Raw genomic sequence first — 22838 nt, 5'->3', positions numbered from 1 at the left:
CACTCTTATATAGATACAAGAACGAACGATCAATCTTTGAGAGTGAATAAAATTCCCGAAATGCGATACAAGCATTGATTAGTAACAAAGTGATTGCGGTAACCTTAAGACGAAACTTTCATTTGGTTCAGCCTGTCAAATAGCTTCGCATACAGCCCCATACCGATGAGTGCCGACAGCAAGATGAGTGTGAACACAGCGAGCGGGGAGAGAAATCCTGATGCAAATACCGTCACCGGTGCGAGGAACTTGCCGATTGTGTTTTGGAGCGTATCGGTCGCGAGGTATTGTCCACGTGACTCGATTGGTGCATAGTGACTAACGAAACTCTGACTGACGGGAGAACGAATCAGCTCCCCGAACGTGAACATGGTCGTGACGATGAGCAAGTACCAGATATTTGATGAGAAGGCGACGAGAAACGTCCCGAAACCTCCTAGGAAAGTCGACAATAGTAAAACACGCCGTTCGTCCCACGCCCGAAACACACGTGTGACAGGAATGATGAAGACGACGAACAAGAGGCCGTTATATGCAACGAGCCAGCCGAATAAGACTGTATTCGAGACGTTGAACGTGGCCGGAGTTTGTTCAATCAAATAGACAGGTAAATACACGTCTAGTTGCATGATTGGGATTAAGGCGAATACGCCAGCAATCAGATAGAGGCGGAAAAGCGGGTCAATCAAAATCGTCGCATACGACCGCCCTTGGGTGAAAAATGTCGTTGCGACCGTCTTCTCGGTCGAGACCGGTCGTGTCTCACTGGTTAGAACCGCGAGCAAACCCCCGTAACCAAAAAGAACAAGGGCGCAGCCGAGGAGGAGCGCCTGACGATACTCGAAAAAGAGGACCGCACCAAGAAGCGGACCGAGAACAGCACCGATATTGTTCGAAGCCATAAACGTCGCGAATACATTCCGTAAATGTTCAGTCGGAACGAGGTCGGCGACCATCGCCGAGCTGGCCGGTTTGTAGATGGCACCCATAAAACCGATGCTGATGTAGGTGATGTAATCGACATAGGCGTTCGTTGATAAAGCGAAAACGAGGAATAGGAAACCTTGTGAGAACGTCCCGGCGAGCATGACGGGGCGGCGACCAATCTCATCTGCAAGCGAACCGCCAATCAAGCTGCCGACTAGCAGGAACAACGGTGGCACGGCCATGAGTAGTCCGGCTAGCTCGACACCGAGCGTCCGGGCGAAATAGACGGTGATGAATGGAAAGTACATCCAAAACAAGAGGTTGAATAAGCCTTCGCCGAATAAGCGAACTTTCAGATTGAGGTCCCAACGGTATAATTCCATAGATATGCTCCTTTCAAGAGTCTCTCTTTAATGTAAGAGGTCGTGGAGAGAAAGAATAGACTTATGTTGCGGGATTTGCTAGACTAAAAATAGAAAAAGCGAATATATAGGCGCTTGTTTGCGTTGTACTATAAAACGAACGTATGTTTGTAAAATGACCTCCGATATAATCATCGGAGGTCATTTTTATTGTGTCGTCTTCATCGATTTAAAGCTATGGGCGAAAGATCACTCAAATAGTTCGTCATTTTCAGGCAACAATTTTCCAATCATTGAGAGGTGTCGGGTAACCTTTGCGCATTGCTCGGTGTGACTCAGCGATCGTCAAAATCCTAATAAAAAATCGACCCCCGTCACGGAGGTCGAACGAATTAACTTGATGATGCTTTCTTATATTGTTGGAAGAAGACTTCGATTTCTTCCGCCGGCAAAGGACGATTGTAGAAATATCCTTGTGCCTGGTTACATGATTCGGCTTTCAGAAAAGCGACTTGATTCTCGGTCTCGACCCCTTCCGCAATGACGTTCAAATCGAGCTCGTGCGCCATGCGGATGATCGTTTTAACGAGGGCAGCGTCTTTCTCGTCACTTTCGATGTTCTTCGTGAAGTGCTGGTCGATCTTCAGCGTATCAATCGGGAACAGCTTCAAGTAACTGAGTGATGAATAACCGGTCCCGAAGTCGTCGATGGAGAGGTGGACGCCGAGGGCGACGAGCTCATGCATCGTCTCGATGGCGCGGTCTGCACTTTGGATGACGCTCTCGGTCAACTCGAGTTCTAAATACTGCGCGTCGAGACCTGATGAGTCGAGTGCGCGGCTGACGACTTCCGGCAAGTCTTTTTGAGCGAACTGAATGGCCGAGATGTTGACGGCGACCCGAAACGGGGGAATGCCCGCATCTTGCCACGCCTTGTTTTGGCGACACGCCTCATTCAAGACGAACTCGCCGAGGCGATGGATGCTTCCCGTCTCTTCGGCAATCGGAATGAACTCGCCAGGCGAAATCATCCCGAGGTCTGGATGATTCCAGCGGACGAGTGCTTCCATACCAATGACCATTTCTGTCTCTAGCTGGATCTGCGGTTGATAGTGGACGGTGAACTCGCCACGTCCAATCCCTTTCCGGAGTGCCATCGACAAGTTCGAACGACGGGAAACGGACTCGTTCAGTTCGTTCGTGAAGAACTGATAGCCGTTCTTGCCGTCGGCCTTCGCCCGGTACATAGCGATGTCAGCGTTTTTGATTAAATCCTCTGCCGTATCCCCGTCGGATGGATGGAGACTGATCCCAATCGAGGCACCGGTGAACACTTCCTCGTTCTCGAGTTCGAACGGAGGATGGAGGATGTTGATGAGCTCCTGCGCACGATGGGCCGCGAGGTTACTTTTCGTATGTGGGGACAAGATGATAAACTCATCTCCGCCGAGACGGGCGAGCGTGTCCGACTTTTGAATCGTCGATTGGATGCGGGTCGTCACTTGTTTCAAGAATTGGTCGCCGATCGAGTGGCCGAACCGGTCGTTGATGACCTTGAAGTTGTCCAAGTCGATATAGTATAAGGCGAACGATTCTTGCTGGGACTGACCGAGTAGCGCGTCGAGTCGGTCGCTGAATAGACGACGGTTCGGGAGACCGGTGAGCGGGTCCAAATAGACGAGGTCGTTGATTTGAGCCTCGATTCGTTTCCGTTCACTGATGTCACGGATAATGCTACTGAAGAAGATGCCCTTGTCCGTCTTCCACGTTCCGAGTGACATCTCGATTGGCACTTCGACACCGTCTTTTCGTAATCCGATGAGCTCGACCGTTTGACCGATGACGCGTTTTTCACCTGTCGCTTCATAACGCTTCATCCCGCGCTCGTGCGCATCTCGGAATCGTTCCGGAATGATGGCGACAATCGATTGCCCGATCATCTCGTCATACGTATATCCGAACAAGTCGGTCGCCCCTTGGTTCCACTGAAGGATGGTGCGATTGTGATCGGCGACAATGATGGCATCCGAGGCAGATTCGATGATGGATTCGAATTTTAATTCTAGTTCTTCCGACTGTGCCTCGAGTTGTGATGCCGTCCGGAGCGAGATGTACATCAAGATGAATAGTGTCATGACGCTCGCCGCAATGACATAGGCGAGTAGGGTGCTGTCGACGGCATAGTCGCTGACCGGTTTGGCCGCACCTTCCATCGGGGTGAAACGGGCTGCGCCCATCCCGACATAATGCATACTAGAAACGGCAACCCCAATCAAGACCGAACTGACCAGACGGCGCCAATGGAACCGCGAGACGTTCGGGATATAGAAGAGGATGTACAATCCGACGAGTGACGCGACGAAGGCAACGATGGCAGATGCAATCCACATGATGGGGTCGTATGTGAGGATGGCGTTCATTTGCATCGCTTCCATCCCGATGTAATGCATGGAGACGATGCCGACGCTAATCAAGAAGGCACCGAAGACGAGCTGAATGGGTCGCGTCTCCGGATGGCTGATCATCCAAAAGGCAAGTCCGGAAGCGACGACGGCCGGCACGATGGATAATAGTACGATGCCGAGATGGTACGTCACATCATCGTGCAAGTGAAACGCCAGCATACCGATGAAGTGCATGGCCCAAATGCCGAGACCGAGGCTGAAGGCACCAGCGACGACCCACCTGAGTCGCGAGGCGTGCTTCGCATATTTCAAACGACTGCTAATATCGAGAGCGACACCGGCAGCGAAGATGGCGACAGCGATGGAAAGAATGACGAGTGTGAAGTTATATGAGCTACTCAGGTGATGTTCGATGAGAAACAGTCCTTTCAATTTCAAATGGTACAAAGAATGAATGAAAAAGTGCTTTATTAGAGTAGCACACTCGGGAATCACGCTTCTTGCCTACTTTTGTAAGGTGGGTCAATCATTTGCATGAATCACACATTGCGGAATTTTTTTCGAAACGGTATCGTTAGATGAAGAAGAGAAAGGGTGATGCTTGATGGAAACGATGAACGGGACGGCCCGCATCCGTGGTGCCTATTCGACACTGAGCAAGAAAGAACAACGTATTGCCGACTATATTTTGAAGCAACCAGAAAAAATCATTCATCATACGATCAATCAGGTGGCAGATGACCTCGATGTGGCAGAGTCGACTGTGTTTCGTTTTTGTCAGCGTGTCGGATTCAAAGGCTATCAGGCGCTAAAAATCGCACTCGCCTCAGATGTCGTCGCACCGCTTCAAGATATTCATGAAGATATTATCGAGACGGATACGGCACTCGAAATCGCAGAGAAAATTTTTTCGACGAACGGGAAGACGATTGAGTCAACGCGTCAGATTTTAGAGGATGCCTCTCTTGAGAAAACCATTGAGCTGTTTCTTGGGGCGCGCCGTATCGAATTTTTCGGAAGCGGCGGGTCGGCCGTCATCGCGTTAGATGCCTATCATAAGTTTGTCCGGAGCGGGCTTCAAGTGAGCGCGATTCTCGAGTCGCATATGCAGCTCATGTCGGCCTCACAATTGACGACCGCAGACGTCGCCGTCGTCATCTCGCATTCCGGTGCCTCGAAAGAGACACTCGATATCGCCAAACTCTTAAAAGAGAAGGGCGTGCCGATGATTGCCATCACCAACTATGCGAAGTCCCCTCTCTCGAAACTGGCGGATGTGTCGCTCTATACCGTATCTCAAGAGACGGCATTTCGCTCGGAGGCGCTCGCTTCCCGGATTGCTGAATTGAGTCTGATTGATGCGTTGTTCACAGCCGTCATGATGCGCCGAGGCGAGGCAGCCCGGGCGTCGCTTCAACAGATGCGTGAGGCGATTTCGCTGCGCCGAATCTGAGCGAAAGAGGGTTAGTTTCTACAAAAAGGTGGAAATTATAAACCTTGAGAGCAAAGCATGGCTTAGAGAGAGAAGGTGGACCGATGAACCATATTGATTTTTTATCTTCCGACCATTACAACGAGTTCAAACGGTTGGCACAACGGCTCACGGATCCGGGGAGTACCGGTCGAGAATATTTCGCCGCGCTGTATGTGATTGCGGGAAATGAACATATACGTGAATGCCTACTTCCTTATATGGATCTTGAATCAGGTAAGATTCGCACTTCGACGATTATCGATGACAATACGTTTGATAAACGAGAGTTTGTGCTCGCCAAGCTCGTCATCCATCTGTATAACTCAAAAGAATGGGTCCTTCCGACCGAGTTGATTGCCTTGCCGGAAGAAGACTATAAGTTGGCGATGCAAGCAATCACGCTATGCCGCAATGAACAATTTGACGGGGTCACGATCCCGAACGACTGATGACACCCTGTTTTGTTGGAAACAGGGTGTTTTTCGTCGAGCCATAGAGGAGGGAATTCCGTGTCACTCACCACATCGATGTTAACCATTTTACTGATGCTCATGTTGCTCATCATGATCACGCCACCGCTCTTGATTTTTTATCTGTGGCGGCGTGACCGGAACCAACGCGAACACTCCGTCCTCCGGAACTTCCCGATTCTCGGAAAGTTGCGCTATATATTTGAGAAGATGGGACCCGAACTTCGGCAATACTTGTTCCTGAATGACAATGAGGCGAAGCCGTTCTCACGGAATGATTATGAGTCGGCCGTCATCGCAGGGAAGTATAAGTCGCGCATCATCGGATTCGGCTCGGAGCGAGATTTTGACGCGGGTGGGTTCTATCTTCAAAATGCATTGTACCCGACAAATCGGAACGAGTTACGAATCGACAATTCAACGAAAGTGTCGACATGGGTGTATGAACTCGATGAAGACAATCTGTTCACCCGAAAAGAACATCTCGTCGAACGAGACATCTCCCCGTACTTATTAACAGAAGAAGATACCGTCATCATAGGCGAACAGACGTGCCGGGAACCGTTCTACGTTCGGGGGCTTGTCGGTCAGTCTGCCATGAGTTTCGGGTCGCTCGGAGACAGGGCCATCACAGCGCTTTCGATTGGGCTCGGTCGTGCGGGTGGCACGTGGATGAATACTGGGGAGGGTGGACTATCCGACTATCATTTAAAAGGGGACGTCGATCTCATCTGTCAAATTGGACCGGCGCTCTTCGGTGTCCGGGATGAAGACGGTAGGTTTTCAGTCGAGGCATTCAAACAAAAGAGTGACCTTCCGCAAGTGAAAGCGTTCGAACTGAAACTTGCCCAAGGCGCGAAGACACGTGGTGGACATATCGACGGATCGAAAGTGACCGAGGAGATTGCCCGAATCCGTCGTGTACGAGTCGGGGAAACCATTGACAGCCCGAACCGCTTCTCTGAATTTCACACCCATGTGGAATTGTTGGCATTTGTTGAGAGGTTACGTGAAATCGGTGGGAAGCCCGTCGGCATCAAACTTGTAGTTGGGAAGTTGCAAGACATCGACTCGCTCGTCCGAGAGATGGCGAGATCTCAAATTGTACCTGACTTCATCACCATCGACGGGAGTGAAGGGGGTACGGGTGCGACGTATCAAGAGCTTGCGGATACAGTCGGTTTACCGCTGAAGGCGGCGCTCCCTTACGTGCATCACCTTCTCATCGAGCACGGTTTGAGAGACCGAGTCAAACTGTTCGCCTCTGGGAAACTCATCACGGCGGATAAAGTCGCCATCGCACTCGCGCTCGGCGCAGACCTCGTCAATATCGCTCGCGGACTTATGTTCAATGTCGGGTGCATTCAGGCACAGGTTTGCCACACGAACCGCTGCCCGGTCGGTGTCGCAACGACCGATGCGAAACTGCAGCGTGCTCTCGTTGTCGACGAAAAGAGCTATCGGGTGACGAACTATATCATCTCGCTTCGGGAAGGACTATACAATATGGCGGCTGCGGCAGGCGTTCGCTCGCCGACGGAACTGTCACAAGAGCATGTGGTCTATCAGGAACCGGACGGCCAGATAAAATCGATTATAGACAGATATGATTAATACGATTTTATAGATTTTGTGATATAGATTTGAAACATTTGACGAACGGGAACACCTAATGGAACATCATTTTACTTAGGAGGGATCGAATGAAAGCCTTGTTTTTGAACTGTACGTTAAAAGGTGGCGACATGACGTCGCATACGGAAGGGTTGATTCGTGATATCATCCCGCACTTCGATGCGCTCGATGTTGAATCTGAGATCGTTCGAATCGTCGATTACAACGTCACGTTCGGTGTGACGGAAGATGAAGGGGATGGGGACGAGTGGCCACAGATTTTTGAAAAAGTGAAGGCCGCGAACATTGTCGTGATCGGGACACCACTCTGGCTCGGGGAGAAGAGTAGCGTCGCCACCCAAGTGATTGAACGTCTATACGGCGGTAGCGGGCTGACGAATAAATCGGGACAGGCGATCTACTACAACAAGGTCGGAGGAGTCGTCGTCACGGGGAATGAGGACGGGGCGAAACACGCCTGTGCTTCGATTCTATATGGATTGTCCCACATCGGTTTCACCGTGCCGCCGAACGTCGATACTTATTGGGTCGGGGAAGCGGGACCGGGTGACTCGTACCTCGATGCTGGACGAGAAAATGAATTCACGAAGTCTCATGGCAAGACGATGGCATATAACCTCGTTCATTTTGCGAGAATGCTTAAAAACCATCCCATTCCGGCAGAAGGGAATACGATGGAATGAATCAAGGTCTCGACCGATGTTGGTCGAGACCTTGATGATTTACTCTTTCTTCTCCACCGCATGCCCACCAAACTCATTTCGTAATGCGGCAACGACTTTACCTGAGAACGTATCGTCTTGAAGCGAACGTTGACGCATCATAAGGGAGAGCGCGATGACGGGCGTCGGGACGTCGTACTCGAGTGCCGTCTCGACCGTCCACTTGCCTTCACCGGACGCATGCATGACCCCACGGATGTCGTCGAGCTTCGCATCTTTCGAGAAGGCACTCTCCGTCAGTTCCATGAGCCACGAGCGAATGACCGAGCCGTGATTCCACACACGTGCGACATCTTCATAGTCATAGTCGAACGGACTCTTCTCAAGCACTTCGAACCCTTCTGCGATCGCCTGCATCATCCCATACTCAATCCCATTATGCACCATCTTCAAAAAGTGACCACTTCCACTTGGTCCCGCATACAGATAACCGTGGTCGGTCGAGACGTCTTGGAAGAGCTGTTCGATTTTTCCGAACGCTTCCAAGTCGCCTCCAATCATCGTACACGCTCCGTGACGGGCACCTTCCATCCCACCACTCGTCCCGACATCGAAGAAATAGATTAGTTTTTCTTTAAAGTGCTCGGAACGTCGCATTGACTCCTTGTAGTTCGAGTTTCCTCCATCGATGACGATGTCACCTGGGGAGAGAAGATGGTGCAAGTCGTTCAAGACGTGCTCGGTCACGTCACCCGCCGGCACCATCACCCAGACGACGCGAGGGGCCAGAAGCGTGGAAACGACCTCCTGCAAAGAGTCTTTCGTCTCAAATTGACTCGTCGATACGTTTCCCGGGTCATACCCGACGACACGATGCCCATTGTCTGTCAAATTCAGAGCCAAATTGAGGCCCATTTTACCAAGTCCGATCATACCGATTTCCATTCGTTCCACCCCATTTGTAAGATTTAGTCCTCTATAGGGCATACCCGAAATAACGATTGCTCAAAAGGACAGGTTGCCCGAGATGTAGAATGATATAAGAGAAGAAGTGATGAGAGGAGGGTGGCGATGTTTGAAAGTATGTTTCGACTGGCCGTGGACGTCAGGCATCGATTCAAAGACCATCATATTAACGATTATAGTGCCACACTGGCGTTTTTTTGGTTTTTAGCCATCTTTCCGACGTTTGTCGTCCTCTTCGCCGTGATGGCATGGTTTCAAATCGATGACGCGCTTCTCATCGAGCAGATTGAAACGCTCATTCCCGGTTCAAGTGTGCGTGAGCTGTTATCTATCGTCTATGATGTGAGCGGAAACTTGAACGGCGGACTGTTATCGGTCAGTGCCATCATCGCGTTTTGGTCCGCTTCGAACGGGACGGCACGACTCGTCAAGCTGACGGTGTTCGCATATGGGGAGACGGAAGCGCGTGGCTATATCTTCCGACGGTTGATCGGGTTGCTCGTGATTTTAGCAGGGAGTATCGGAGCGGTCATCTTGATCGTGTTTCATCTATTCGGTCAAGAGTTTGTCGAACTGATTTATGCCCTCTATCCACAAGTTGAGGAATTCGACCGCTTGTCGACGGTGACGCGTTATACGGTCTCGACCATCATTTTGATCATCGCGTTCTCGCTCTTTTATAAAATCGCGCCACAGCAGCGAGTGCGCTTCATCGAAACACTTCCCGGAGCCGTGTTTGCGGTCATCTCGTGGCAATTGCTGTCGACCGGATACAGCGTCTATGTCGAACGTTTCTCGATTCTCGGGGATACGTATGGCACGATCGGTGCGGTCATCCTGCTACAGATTTGGCTCTATCTGACGGCGGCGACGATGCTGATCGGGGCAGAAATCAATGCAGCCTGGCCCTACCATATGACCCGTCAACCGATCCGGACCCATTTCCCATAACAAAAAAAGGGATATCGTGATTATTCTTTGTGAACATGCTTTAAAACAACCCGTGGCATGGGAATAAACTAGTACTATTTCACGGAAGAAGGTGTGGCCACATGGCGAAACATCGTAAACCATCAAAGTGGAAAATCGTACTAGGGGTTGTAGCAGGCGTCATGGCCTTGGTGCTCATCACAGGTGGCGCGTTCGTCTGGTCAATGGTAAAAGAAGTCGATGACACCGTCGCACAAGTGAATGACAACTTGAACATCAGCAAAGAGCGTAAACAGGTCGAGACCATTGAACGCAAAGAGTCGGTTTCCATTCTCTTGCTTGGAATCGACCGACGCGGGACCGAACAGGGACGAAGTGACTCGATCATCGTGCTGACACTCAATCCGGAACTGGATGAAGGCGCGATGCTCTCGATTCCTCGGGATACATTGACCGAAATCGTTGGGAAAGGGACGCGCGATAAGATCAATCATGCCTATGCGTTCGGTGGAGCCGAAATGGCTATGAATACGGTCGAGAATTTCCTCGACATCCCAATCGATTATGTCATCGAGACGGATATGGAGGCATTCAGCGACGTGGTGGATGCACTCGGAGGCATCACGGTCATGAATAAATTCGCGTTCTCGACAGAAGATTACACGTTTCCCGTCGGTGAAGTGACGCTAGACGGAGAAGCGGCACTCGATTATACGCGGATGCGCTATAACGATCCAAACGGTGACTTCGGTCGTCAAGAACGTCAGCGGGATGTCGTCGCCGCCATCATCGAAAAAGGACGGACGGACTTCTCGCTCGACAAGGTCACCGCGTTACTCGAGGTGGTCGGCGATCAGGCGAAGACGAATATCGAACTAAATGAATTCGTCTCATTGTCGACAGACTATATGAACGCGTTCCGCAATGCGAGTGTGTTGCGGCTCGAGGGTGCGGGCGGATTAGAGGGGGACGGCATCTACTATTGGAATCCGGAATCATCTTCCTTGAATGGCGTTCGGGAAGAGTTGAAACGATTGATGGAGTAAGCTGTCTGACCCGAGTCGGACAGTTTTTTTGTGTTTCAAAGGGAACGGAAAGTGGGAGAAATAAAGAGATGCCAAGGAGGGATGAGCCATGAAATGGGAAACGATTGAAGAGGTGCTCCACGAACTCGGGGAGACCTCGCAAGAAAAGTGGGGGCGGTTGTTTGAGAAGTGGTCGGATCATCATTGGCACGACCATGAACGCCCTTCTGAAAAAACAAACGTCTTGTTGGTGGATGCCGGTTTTATCCTGACGGACGGACGAGCGAATCTCGAGGCGCTCCATCAATGGTTAGCCGATCATGTCCAAACGACGGTGAGTGATCTCTATCTCGTCTCCCTGTTTCCGTATCAAACGAAACAACAGGACACGGCGATCGACTCGCGGGTGCAACTGTTCGAAGACTTGGGACGTTTCAAAGACGCGTTCGATTTGATTTACGAGATGACGCCTGAAGCATGGAATGAGGCGCAATTCGACCTTGTCACCGTAACGGATGAACTGATCGAACGTCTAGCGTACGGAGCGACGAAAATCCGCGTCCATGTCGAGTCGTTTCGTGGAATGGAGCCGGAACGAGTCAAACACATCCTCAAGCTATGGCGGACGGTCATGCATACGTATAAGCCGAATGCGCAGCTGATTATCGCCAATGAGCGTGTGGATTCTGCCCTCATCTATGAGGCGGAGGCGGACGTCGTCTGCCATTTCGACTTATCCAGCCATGTGATTTTAGCGTTTGCGCAGGCGGATGTGACACGTTTGAGTGATTGGGCGAGTCAGGTGCATCCGCTGAGAGCCGATCAAACCTATTTCAATTTCCTCTCTTCGGCGGAACGTGATCCGTTTGAGAAAAATCTGATGGACACTAACCCAGATGTGATTCTCGCAGCCCACAGTGTATTGTTGTCGCTTCAAGGGATTCCGTTGATTGATTACCGAACTTTATTTGGGGTGTCGCAACCGGTTGAACAGGAAGATCTCGTCCGAGCATTGAAGCGCGATCCAGATCGACTTCGTGTTTATGAAGGGATATTGAGCCAATTGAATGTGAAACGACTCCAACCTGCCTTGTCACCGTATACCGACCAAGAGATCGTACGTCTCGACCGCCGCTTATTCGCCGTCAAGCGGAAGCACCAAGAAGAGACCCTCCTGTTATTGACGAACATGAGTGAGGAGACGGTGCAGACGGATTGCGAAGGAACGAGTCTCTTTACAGAAGAATGGATGAGCCATGTGACGCTTCGCCCATATGAATACGTTTGGCTAAAACAAACACACACTGGAGAGTGAATCCTCATGATTGATATACATTGTCATTTGTTGCCTGAGGTAGACGACGGACCACGCACGATGGAAGCGTCCCTGCAACTCGCAAGGCGTGCAGTCGAAGAAGGGGTGACGTCGATTGTCGTGACCCCACACGCGTATCATCCGTACTTCGAGACGGAGCATCATGACATCACAAAAGAAGTCGCGCATCTACAACAACAACTCGATGAGGAACAGATTCCCTTGACCTTGTATGTCGGACAAGAGATTCGAATCTTTGGGGAGTTGATTGATGCGCTCGAGTCTGGGGAGGCACATTCGCTCGCCGGGTCCCGCTATGTCCTGGTGGAACTGCCGAGTCAAAGTCTGCCTGCTTATACGGAATCCTTATTCTTTCAACTGCAGGCGGCTGGATACGTTCCGGTCATTGCGCATCCAGAGCGGAATCGAGAGTTTGCACTCCATCCCGAAAAATTGTACCATCTCGTATCAGCGGGTGCGCTGTCGCAAGTGACGACAAGCAGTTTGACAGGGCAGTTTGGAAGACAGGTCCGGGAACTCGCGCTCACGTTCATCAGTAACGGGTTGAGTCACATCGTCGCCTCCGATGCCCATAACGTGGAACATCGTGATTTCAATTGGTTAGCAGCAAGACAGGAAGTCATCAACGAACTAGGAGAAGAGATGTGGCAACAGCAGCTCCACTTTACGGAGGCGATATTAGCCGATGAACCGATTGCAGTGAATCCGCCTCATTTGCCAGAAAAAAACTGGCGAGGGCGCTGGAAGTGGTAAAGACGGGGTAGAAAGGTGATGGCATGAAACAAGCGACGATTCAAAACGCCAACGGCATGATCCTATCCGCCATTGACTATGGTTGCGCGATGACGGAACTGACGGCCCCGGACCGGAACGGCAAGCTCGACTCGGTCATATTAAAATATGGGGACGTCTCTCAATACTTAGAAAACCCGGTCTATCTCGGATCGGTCGTCGGACGGATCGCCGGACGAATTCGCAACGCGGAGATTGATGGCGTCGCCTTGACCCCAAGCGAGGCGCCCCATCATATCCACGGAGGCGACAAAGGCATCACGGCCCGTCACTGGGAGATGGACGCCGACGGACAGTGCATCCAGTTCACATATCTCAGTCCGAATGGGGAAGAAGGATACCCGGGGAACGTCTTCTTCAAAGTGTTGTATGAACTGACAGATGACAATGAACTCATCGTCACGATGACGGCGGAGACGGACCAACGGACGTGGGTCAACCTGAACCATCACAACTATTTCAATCTTGGCGGACGCCCGACCATCCACGACCATGAACTGACGCTACCAGCCGATTCGGTCGGGGTGCTCGACGCGGATTCGCTGCCGACAGGGGCGTTGCGTGATGTGAGCGGGACACCGTTTGACTTCCGAGACGGAAAAGCGGTCCGAGAGGCGCTCGTGTCAGGAGACGAGGCGATTGAACGGGCGAGCGGTCTTGACCATCCGTTTATCTTGAAGGATGGACCGATTCGATTGCACGACCCGATTAGCGGACGGACGATGACGGTCGAGACGAATCAACCGGTCATGGTCGTCTACACAGGGAATTTCTTGAGTGAAGAGACACCGGTGACGCTCGACGGTCGACAGAAACATAGCGCAATTTGTCTCGAAGCCCAGGCGTTCCCAGATGCCCCGAACTATCCAGACATCGCAACCTCAATCGAACTGAAACCGGGTGAGTTGTATCACTCGCGGACGGTGTATCGGTTTGGGGTGGAGCAATAAGAAAGGTCATCTCTTTGTTCTAAACGAAGGAGATGACCTTTCTTATACTTTGCATATCTATTAAGCGGTACGTAATAAAGGATTAAGGTGTTTTTTTATTGCGTCTCATATAGAAGAGAATGGCAATAATGAAGACGATTAACACAATGAAACCAACAAAATACCATGTAGAGTCTATTGAAGTAGAAGACTCGTCATTAGATGTTGCTTGGTTATTCGAAAGTTCATTCGCGATACTTGAACTATTTGTAAAAATAGCGCCATTTTGATTCTTCACTGCCACGCTAAATGTTTCATTTGGAAAAGCCAACGTTTCAATAAGTGTTGAATCAATCGAATTTTGAGTTGACACAACAATCATTGCTTTTTCATCGTTCCAAGGAGAGGGTTGTATCCAGGCATATTCCGAAGAAGTTTCTGGGACGAACCCGTACTGAGACAAATCAATTTGATTGTCTGTTGTAACAATCCAATCTTTCTTTTGTTCGTTGAAGAGAGGACTTTGCTCTGGATTTCCAATAAAGAATACAGAACGGTTTGTTACCATTTCTTCAGTAACTTGGCTAGAACGAACAAACTCGACTTGTCCTGTTAAGGGAGTGACGGGTAATCCATTCATCACACTGGCCATATTTTGAAGTGATTGTTCGCTCATATCGTCAGGAATCACGAATAAGACACCTGAATCCGTTGCAAAAAGACTAGCCATGTTTGAGAATACTTCATTATTCGCTTGCCCATTGTTCGTTGGTAACGTTACTTGGCTCTCACTAGAAATAAAAATCCAGCGATCTAAATCACTCGCATTGCACGGAGCTTCTGAGCGGAGTCCATTTGCTTCAAAAGATACATCTAAAAATGAAGATTTTTGGAGCGTGGAAGCATCGACTTGAATAGTATGTTGCTGCCATTCACTATGATCTTCTTCCGTGTCTGTCAAAGGAATAGAGTGGGGTACCCCGTTTATCAAAGCAATCAATTCAGGAGGAAGTCCCCCTTCTTGTTCAGGCACTAGATTCTCAGACGCTTTAAAACGTAAATCTAGTTTTACTTGAGATTGTTTATCGATGACAGGCAACGGATAAAAGTAGTTCGGACTAACCGCTTGGCTACCGCTCAACATCAAGTCTGATGCACCGAGAGCACGTAAATCAACAATGTTGTCATTTTTTTGCATTACGGGTGCACTCGTTAGAGTCAATCGTTCGCCATTCAATTGTTGTCGCTGTGGGACGAGTAGCAAATGGTCTAGTGTCCCTTCAAACGCATCTGCGTTCTCAGCGAGAACGAACATGGCTTCGGTAGATGTTCCGTTATTCACGAGACGGACTTGCTCTAGCAAAATTTCATCGCCTGTTGGGAGTTCGTTCAATTCTTGAATGAAGTTTTTTACAGGACCTGTGAAAGAATCAGTCTGTCCTACGAAAACATACCGGCCATCCAATGATTTTAATTGTTGTTCATATTGAAGCGATACATTATCTGAATCGGCCGCATCTCCTTTTAACTGTCTGTATAGAAGAAGTCCTGCCTCTATTGATGCTGCGCTCGGCGAACTTGGAAGCACAACGGTCAATTTTTGACTTGTTGTTTGTGTAAACGGATTCGGGTAATCCTTCAATGAGAGTTCTGCTTTGTTTCCGGCAGCGACAAAACTCGAAGGGCGGACAGTTAACCAGCTTCCGGATGTATTTCCTGTGTCACACATTCTCCCTTCGATAATTCCCGTGAATCTTACCGTGACCTCATGTGTACCCTTCGTTAAATGTTTGTTTTGGAGCGGCACTTTCACGTTTCCCTGAGATGATTTTTTTGTCAAAGCGACTGATTTGATGGGCTCACCATCAATATCGATTGTAAGTGCTGAAGGCGGAATCAATAACTCCGAATGTAACCAGTCAAGCGACAGATACTTAGACGAATTAGCTTGCTCATCTCCGACCATCGTATACGTATACGTACGGGCGGACGTTTCTCCAGGTAGGACGTCATCTTCCGTCGTTAATATACGCTCTCCTTCACCATTTTCAGAATCAATGGATAACGACGAACGAAGTTCAGTGGCAGCTTGAACCGAAGTTGTAGATAAAATCAGGAATGAACTTAGTAAGTAGGGCAAGTAAGGTTTCATAATATCCTCCTCTTCAGTCGAATCGGTCTGTTTTGTACCATTTGACTTCTTGATTAAATAAGACGCGTTTTATTTCGAGATAAAGCGAGTAGATGACAAGCACAATCCACAATTGGCTGTACGTGAAGTACATCAGAATAACGGTAAAAAAGTTCTGCACATTAAATTCGGAGCGTTCGATACTGAGTGTGACGAACACTTCGGTCACAAATAGTAAAAATGCGAGAATCCATAAGATGAGTGTGATATTTCCAACTTCTAGACCGATATCCACAAACAAATTAATCACAAATAAACTATTCGACAGAATCACGCCGAAGAAGAATAAAAAATAAGTGAAAAAAAAGTAAATGATATCGAACACGATTTTCTTTCGTTTCAGTGAAAATAATTGACGCATGAATTTGAGAACAACGTATTGATTTCCGCGTGCCCAACGCGTCCGTTGTTTCCACCAAACTTTTAACGTTTGAGGTTCTTGTTCCCATGTGATTGCGGCAGGAAAGAATCGGATATGCCAACCAAGTTCATAGACCCGAATCGTGAGTTCGGTATCTTCTGCTAGCGCTGCTTCATCCCAACCGCCAAGCTCTTCAATAATGGAACGACGGATGGCAAAGTTGGTTCCAGGAATTGTGGCAATGTTAAACCACTTCCATCTCCCTGCTTGTGCCATCCATTGAAAACAGATGGTTTCGATATTGATCAAACGCGTAAGCAACGTTTCATATGCATTTGTGACACGAAATTTTCCTACGACCGCTCCTGCTTTTGGGTCATTCAAAAGACCCATAACCAGATAATAGACACTGTCTTTTTCAGGTGTGTTATCCGCATCATATACAACCAGTACATCTCCCGTTGATTGGGTCAGACCATAGTTCAAAGCAGACGATTTTCCTTTTCCTGCATATGCAGGTGTCGTTTGTACGACATGGATAAATGAAAACTTCTCTTCAAACTGTTTGGCAATTTCTCCGGTCTGATCTGAGGAGTTGTCATTAATTAAAATAACTTCGAGTTTGTCATGGGGATAGTCAATTCGAGACATTGCTCGAAGTGTTGCTGCTATGACAACTGCTTCATTGTGAGCTGGAATTAGAACAGACACTTTTGGTAAGTCTTTCATATGTTTCGTCCATTCTGGGATTGGATCACGAAACGTCATGAAGTGCCAGAACCCGCCTTGCATCAAAAACATGTGGTATAGAAGCATCGTCCAAATCATGACGAGTGAGAACAGAAAGAGTAGATTTGCCATGATTAACCACGCTCCTTAAATAGTCGTTTTTTACGTTGCGTGCGAAGATAGAGGGTATAGGTCAAAAACATCAGAACGGCAGTGAATGTGATGATCACCAGAGCCCATAGTGATTTTTCAAGAAACGAGTTTGGCATGTTCAACTCTAACTGACTCCATAGAGGAGAACGATTGTCTTGAAGTGATATCGTTCCATTTGAGGCTTGAATTGACACATCCTCTGTACGAACCCACTCATCTTGATCACGTAAATCTAACCACTGGAAGCCAGGTGTAGATTCCATCATATCTACAAGATCTGCCAAATGTTCCATGCCGATATATGGGTGATAGAATCCTCCAATCATTGATTCTCGAACGATCAGTAATTCATCGCGAGCCCGACGCATTTCTTCAACTGGCCGTGGTAAGTCGGTTCTGACATACCCGATAGTTTCAGGGTACAACGTCATCCCATGTAATAAAGAAGGTTTTGATACGTAAGGGGTTGTCCCCATAACTTCCCATTCCGTATTGCTCCATTGAATTTGACCGAATACGTTTGAAAAATAAGTTGCCGTTAGCTGATATCCTGAATGCGACATCGTATAATGCGGTGCTTCAAAGGCTAGCGGATGAAGCCCTAAAGAAACTAGCTCGTGAACAGATTTCGTTAATTTTGATTGAATGTAGGATGCCTCTCCTTCTAAAACATCACGTAAATAGGTGTTGTAGTCCTTTGTATTACTGAAAGTTTCTTCTGGTTTTAAAATAATTGACTGCTCATCTGAAGGGGTGAGAACGGGTTGATTGTTCTCAACATCCCAGAATTCAAAACCTTCACCAGTTTCAGAGGAACGATATTGGTGAGTGTATCCATGGGCGATGACCGAGGCTCCACGCTTTTCAAGGTTCTTTATCACATTCAGTAATTTGGGACGATCATTGAAGTGAATGGCTTGCCCACTATCTGGATCTACATATACCGGAATGACTGCTAATAGAACTGGGATGTTACGATCAAGTAAGTAGTTCCCGGTTTTTTCGAGTAATTTTGGATCCGTGCTTGGGTTAACATCTTCTAGACGTATATACCCGAGGTGTTCTGGTTTTGCTTCTTCTTTAAAAAAGTCGTACAAACTATCGGCGAAGAGTAAAGAAGAACGATTTAATAAGTTATAAATACCAGAATAAAAATGCTCGTTGAGTTGGATGATTGTCGGGTACTCTTTGTCTTTTTGTGCAATACGTGCATGTACATTCTTCATTTGATGATTTACAGAGAAAACCGTATCCGCTAACGCGAATGTCAAACTTGTATTAGTCCGTTCTTGATAAAACTTTGAAACACCTTGTATGCGAGTGACGTCAATTTTTTCGAATGCTCTGAGTTGATTTGCATTAAACCCAATTCCATAAAGGGCAGCATTCGACTCATTGATTAGTTTACGAGTAGACGCTGGAATCGTTGCAGCATTTAAACCAAAGTAGAAAAGATGACTCGTTTTTTTAAAAGAAGTTTCTGTCACTTCTGTATCTCGAAGAATGTGAATGTCTTCAGAAAAACGAGAGACCAGTGCATCAAGTTTATAAATTTCAGGAGGTACATCGTTTGAGGTTGAACTATAAACAATCGTGACGTTTGGACTGTTTGCGAGTGCAACATGCGGAAAACCAATCAACGCGAACAGGAGGATGAGCACTTTATAGCGCATAACTTTTCAACTCATTTCTCATTAAACCGAGAACATCATCCGGGGATTGAATGCTTGCCTCTTTTGTAACAGTGTAGTGAGCAATATGATTTGTGAAAGAGACCGTTTTACCGTTCTTGATCACATAATCTCCAATCATATGTTTAAATCGATTTAATATAACCTGCATGTTTTCTTCAGAAGCATAGGGCAAAATTAGTGCGAATTCTTCGGTAGACAGTCTGAATTTTTTATCTGTTGTTCGAGTTGATTGATGTAAACGTTCGCTAAAGAACTTTAAGAAACGAGTGGACTCATCGGCTCCATATAGTTTTCTGAATTCAGTGAAGTGGTCAATTTGGTATAGGAGGACGGTAAACGATTCATCGTGACGGTTCGTTCGATCAATTTCTAACTGAAGTTCAAGTTCGAATCGATCTTTATTATCCAGTCCTGTCTCATCATCGATGGCGACAAGACGTCTTATTTTTTCTTGTAATACAAGATTGTTTTGAACCAATTGCTTGACTCGTTCATAAATACTGCCACTTAAAATAACAAGACCAATTAACCAAAGACCGAAATAGAAGAGCGTTGCCTCTGAAAAAAGGAAAGATTGGTCTTCAGGTCTAAAAAACATATTCCAAAAATATAGACTTCCAAACACGAATAGGATGAACAATGCAGAAAATAAACCAGCACGGATACCTGCAAATAAACTTATAAAAACGGCCGATGCGAGTAGCAGAATTCCTTCAGTCTGTACATTTCCTAGATCAGGAGTGTAAGTAAATAATATAGCGACAGCAATCAATAACATACCGACTTGTAAACTGATGAGACTTGTTTTACGGAATGACGTATCCATCTAAAAGTCCTCCTTCTGCTAATAAAGGTAATAAATTATCAAATGAATGGGTTTCTTTATTCGATACGTCAATGTATCCACCGTAGTATTCGGATGACGAATCGGAAATCATGAACGTCTTTAAATGTTTCATGATTGTTTCAGCAAACTCCTTCTCGTCACGTTCAAGTAAATAAAAAATAGCTAATGCGTATACGGCCTGCGATTCATAATTGACAGCAGGTTCTTTGGAATCAAGATCGTATCGCCCGTAAACAAGACCTTGATTGAACTGTTCTTTAAAAAAATCATAAAAAACGTCAGTTTCCAGATTGAATTGTTCATATCGAATGGCAACATAAAGTTGGTCAATCATATTGATTTCATCATCGAAGTGATATTTTTGGTCAGATATCGAGTATGACTTGGCGAAAAAAGGTCCTTGTAAAGGTGCCTCTTCAAGGAGTTGTTTGCTATTAAGATACAAATTATTCGAAGAAGGCATATAGCGTAAAGCTGCTTCATCCAAATAACTAAGTGTCAACACATCCCCCGTTTCATTCGTTGTTAAATCCACATAATCAACGGGGAGACCATCTTTCACGCCTTTAGTCGTAAGGGCTGTCGAGATCTTTTCAGCTAACTTTGTGTAAGTAGGTTCATTAAACACTTCTGCTGCTTTCGATAATGCGTGAATGATGCGCGCGTCATCAATCCAAGCGTTGACCGGACTTGCTGTGATGTCATCCCCTGTTTGTTCAAGGCGCCAACTGACTAAATTGGATTCATCTAAAAAATAGTGTTTAAAAATATCGATTTGATTGGCGAATTCGTCTTCTCGCTTTTGGTCTACTAAAAAGAGTAGATAAAGACCGATGGATTCAGATAAAAATTCATGTTGTCGATCCGAAATATTTGTCCGAATGAGCCCTTCTTTGGTCAATAAATGTTTTCGAACGAATGATTCGGTTGCGAATGTACTTTCATATGACTTCAGAGGTGGAGTTTCATTGGAACATCCACTTAATGTTAAAAATAATGCTGCTGAAAGCAAAACAAGTTGTCGCATAAGTAGCCCCTTTGAAATTAGCATATATACTATTAATGTAAATTACCCATTTTATTGATGGATATATACACTTAAATGAATGAGATAATTTAATATATGTCTTTTTTAGGTATTTGAATATTATTTTCATAAAAATATTAATGGTCGATGATTATATTAGATATCGGCAGGTCTTCCATCAGTTTTAAGTAAGAAAACAAAGAATGAGTACTCATTGGAATTTCGTCCCTTTGACATAGTATTTCATACAAAGAAGATAATTACATCACGTATGTCGTATCAGCGATGAATTTAAAAAGTGAGGGGCTAACCCTCACTTTTTTGTTTTATCTTCAAGACTGCAACGTAAAAGAAGAAAGCGGAACGGCATCATGACATGATGTTGCGAAAAAATGATAAATCCTTCTTTTCAATTATCAAGATGAAGGGGGTAAGAAGGTACTACAGTTAACCTGCGCCTGATTTCGGTCATTTAATCTGTCTGTAGGGAGGAAACCAACATGAAGGAACAAACGACGATCGTGGGCGATCTCGTGGAAGTTCTAAAGAAAAGTAAGAAATGGATGTTCGTGAGTATGGTTCTCGTCGGACTCTTAGCTTACTATTTGAGCACTTCATTCATCCAGCCGAAATATGAGGCGTCCACACAAGTGCTACTCGTTACACAACAAGAAGACAACCGCGTAGACAGTTCGGAAGTGTTATCCTCGCTCTCACTCGTCAATACGTATCGCGTCATCATGAAGAGCCCGGCTGTTCTTGAAAAAGTCAAAGAACAGGTGCCGAGCGCACCAGACCCGCTCTCAGATGCGCTCACCGTAGAAAGTGAAGAGGAATCGCAAGTCATCAATGTGTTCGTCACCGCGAACGATCCGGTCGTGGCAGCGGAAACGGCCAATGTGATCAGTGAAGTGTTCGTTTCTGAAATCCCGGATTTGATGAACATCGACAACGTTCGAATTTTATCTCCAGCCGAAATTCCGGAAGCTCCTGTCTCACCGAACGTGCTGCTCAACACGGCAATCGGTCTATTCGCCGGATTCTTGTTAGGTGGATTCATCGGTCTGTTACGCCACGTCTTTGATAAACGCATCCGGAACGAGCAAGAAGCGGAACGGTTGCTGGACTTGCCGGTCATCGGGTCGATTCCGACAATCGAACGTCGGGATTTGAAAACGAAAAATGTGAAGGAAGCGACACCCCAAGTGAAAGGAGACGTTTCGCATGTTCGGTCGAAAAAAGAACGCCAATCGTCTTGATTATAAAAAACGGGATCTCGTCACGTTGGCGAATCCGAAGTCACCGATCTCTGAACAATATCGGACGATTCGAACCAATCTGGAGTTCACGTCCGTCGGTCATAAATTACAGATGATCACCATCACCTCCGCCTCGTCTGGGGAAGGGAAGTCGACCACGGCGGCGAACCTAGGGGTCGTCTATGCGCAACTCGGAAAAAATGTCGTCATCCTCGATTGTGATATGCGCAAACCGACGGCACACCAAACGTTCCAGTTGTCAGCCCATGCGGGACTATCTACCGTATTGGCCGGTCGGGTCACCCTCGAACATGCGCTTCAAAAAACGGATATCCCGCGCCTGACTTTGCTTGCGGCCGGTCCAATCCCACCGAATCCGACCGAGTTGATCGCCTCGTCACGCATGACGGACCTCCTCAGTGATTTGCGTGAGCAGTTTGACATCGTGATCGTCGATACGCCTCCGATGATGCACGTCGCCGATGCTCGACTGTTGGCCAACGTATCCGACGGGACGATTCTCGTGATCGGCTGCGAGAACTCAGATCGTCAGCTCGTCCTGAAGGCGAAAGAACAACTTGAACGGACCGGGTCACAACTTCTCGGACTCGTGCTCAACAAGCGTTCTTCTCGTAATACGAACACCTACTACGCATACGAGTGA

General features: G+C 47.4%; 19 protein-coding genes. 11 read left to right on the top strand and 8 right to left on the bottom strand.

Going from position 1 to position 22838, the window contains the following annotated elements; translation table 11 throughout:
* Positions 1–104: 104 nt before the first annotated feature.
* On the bottom strand, positions 105–1310 hold the full coding sequence (locus KNO73_RS08820) for an MFS transporter (RefSeq protein ID WP_214685972.1): 1206 nt from the start codon (positions 1308–1310) through the stop codon (positions 105–107).
* A 371-nt stretch (positions 1311–1681) separates the two neighbouring features.
* Positions 1682–4141, bottom strand: coding sequence for a bifunctional diguanylate cyclase/phosphodiesterase (locus KNO73_RS08815; protein ID WP_214730679.1), 2460 nt, complete (start codon positions 4139–4141; stop codon positions 1682–1684).
* A 157-nt stretch (positions 4142–4298) separates the two neighbouring features.
* Between KNO73_RS08815 and KNO73_RS08810 the strand changes: the two genes are divergently transcribed.
* The 4 genes from KNO73_RS08810 (at position 4299) to KNO73_RS08795 (ending at position 7956) form a co-directional block, all read left to right on the top strand.
* Positions 4299–5147, top strand: coding sequence for a MurR/RpiR family transcriptional regulator (locus KNO73_RS08810; protein WP_215112353.1), 849 nt, complete (start codon positions 4299–4301; stop codon positions 5145–5147).
* A gap of 83 nt (positions 5148–5230) precedes the next feature.
* Positions 5231–5617, top strand: coding sequence for a hypothetical protein (locus KNO73_RS08805; RefSeq protein WP_214685968.1), 387 nt, complete (start codon positions 5231–5233; stop codon positions 5615–5617).
* A 78-nt stretch (positions 5618–5695) separates the two neighbouring features.
* Entirely contained in the window at positions 5696–7252 is a 1557-nt protein-coding gene (locus KNO73_RS08800; RefSeq protein ID WP_215112401.1) for an FMN-binding glutamate synthase family protein, read from the top strand.
* Positions 7253–7341: 89 nt separating this feature from the next.
* Positions 7342–7956, top strand: coding sequence for a flavodoxin family protein (locus tag KNO73_RS08795; protein WP_078147581.1), 615 nt, complete (start codon positions 7342–7344; stop codon positions 7954–7956).
* A 39-nt stretch (positions 7957–7995) separates the two neighbouring features.
* Here KNO73_RS08795 and gnd read toward each other — a convergent pair whose 3' ends face one another.
* Positions 7996–8880 (bottom strand): phosphogluconate dehydrogenase (NAD(+)-dependent, decarboxylating), encoded by an 885-nt coding sequence (gene gnd / locus KNO73_RS08790; protein WP_214814400.1) that lies wholly within the window; start codon positions 8878–8880, stop codon positions 7996–7998.
* Positions 8881–9006: 126 nt separating this feature from the next.
* On the opposite strand from gnd, the gene KNO73_RS08785 reads away from it, so the two are divergent.
* From KNO73_RS08785 to KNO73_RS08765, 5 genes are all read left to right on the top strand, one after another.
* Positions 9007–9852 (top strand): YihY/virulence factor BrkB family protein, encoded by an 846-nt coding sequence (locus KNO73_RS08785; RefSeq protein WP_214810972.1) that lies wholly within the window; start codon positions 9007–9009, stop codon positions 9850–9852.
* 101 nt (positions 9853–9953) lie between these two features.
* Positions 9954–10877, top strand: coding sequence for an LCP family glycopolymer transferase (locus KNO73_RS08780; RefSeq protein ID WP_214810974.1), 924 nt, complete (start codon positions 9954–9956; stop codon positions 10875–10877).
* Positions 10878–10965: 88 nt separating this feature from the next.
* The gene (locus KNO73_RS08775) at positions 10966–12171 is read left to right on the top strand and encodes an alpha-amylase family glycosyl hydrolase (protein WP_214810976.1); all 1206 of its coding nucleotides are present in this window, start codon (positions 10966–10968) and stop codon (positions 12169–12171) included.
* Between the two features lie 6 nt (positions 12172–12177).
* Positions 12178–12945, top strand: coding sequence for a tyrosine-protein phosphatase (locus tag KNO73_RS08770; RefSeq protein ID WP_214687478.1), 768 nt, complete (start codon positions 12178–12180; stop codon positions 12943–12945).
* A 23-nt stretch (positions 12946–12968) separates the two neighbouring features.
* Positions 12969–13934: an aldose epimerase family protein gene (locus KNO73_RS08765; protein ID WP_215112352.1), complete on the top strand. Its 966-nt coding sequence runs from the start codon at positions 12969–12971 to the stop codon at positions 13932–13934.
* Between the two features lie 82 nt (positions 13935–14016).
* Here KNO73_RS08765 and KNO73_RS08760 read toward each other — a convergent pair whose 3' ends face one another.
* The 5 genes from KNO73_RS08760 to KNO73_RS08740 are packed head-to-tail and all read right to left on the bottom strand — an operon-like array spanning position 14017 to position 20939.
* A complete protein-coding gene (locus KNO73_RS08760; protein ID WP_215112351.1) occupies positions 14017–16065 on the bottom strand; it encodes a cellulose biosynthesis cyclic di-GMP-binding regulatory protein BcsB in 2049 nt (682 codons plus the stop codon).
* Between the two features lie 13 nt (positions 16066–16078).
* Positions 16079–17326, bottom strand: coding sequence for a glycosyltransferase family 2 protein (locus tag KNO73_RS08755; RefSeq protein ID WP_078147573.1), 1248 nt, complete (start codon positions 17324–17326; stop codon positions 16079–16081).
* Positions 17327–17328: 2 nt separating this feature from the next.
* Positions 17329–19020, bottom strand: a complete 1692-nt coding sequence (locus KNO73_RS08750; RefSeq protein ID WP_214687475.1) for a DUF2334 domain-containing protein — start codon at positions 19018–19020, stop codon at positions 17329–17331.
* On the bottom strand, positions 19010–19867 hold the full coding sequence (locus KNO73_RS08745; protein ID WP_078147571.1) for a GGDEF domain-containing protein: 858 nt from the start codon (positions 19865–19867) through the stop codon (positions 19010–19012). The genes KNO73_RS08750 and KNO73_RS08745 overlap by 11 nt, the downstream gene beginning before the upstream one ends.
* Positions 19848–20939: a hypothetical protein gene (locus KNO73_RS08740; protein ID WP_215112350.1), complete on the bottom strand. Its 1092-nt coding sequence runs from the start codon at positions 20937–20939 to the stop codon at positions 19848–19850. Before KNO73_RS08740 ends, KNO73_RS08745 begins: the two co-directional genes overlap by 20 nt.
* Positions 20940–21415: 476 nt before the next feature.
* Here KNO73_RS08740 and KNO73_RS08735 point away from each other — a divergent pair, with 476 nt between their 5' ends.
* Together KNO73_RS08735 and KNO73_RS08730 are read left to right on the top strand one after the other, a co-directional pair.
* Positions 21416–22174: a YveK family protein gene (locus KNO73_RS08735; RefSeq protein ID WP_214690489.1), complete on the top strand. Its 759-nt coding sequence runs from the start codon at positions 21416–21418 to the stop codon at positions 22172–22174.
* On the top strand, positions 22140–22838 hold the full coding sequence (locus KNO73_RS08730) for a CpsD/CapB family tyrosine-protein kinase (RefSeq protein ID WP_078147568.1): 699 nt from the start codon (positions 22140–22142) through the stop codon (positions 22836–22838). The genes KNO73_RS08735 and KNO73_RS08730 overlap by 35 nt, the downstream gene beginning before the upstream one ends.

The sequence above is a fragment of the Exiguobacterium sp. s83 genome, assembly GCF_018617095.1.
Classification (GTDB): domain Bacteria; phylum Bacillota; class Bacilli; order Exiguobacteriales; family Exiguobacteriaceae; genus Exiguobacterium; species Exiguobacterium profundum.
Note: the sequence above shows the minus strand (reverse complement) of the source record. Positions and strands in the feature narration are given on the sequence as shown.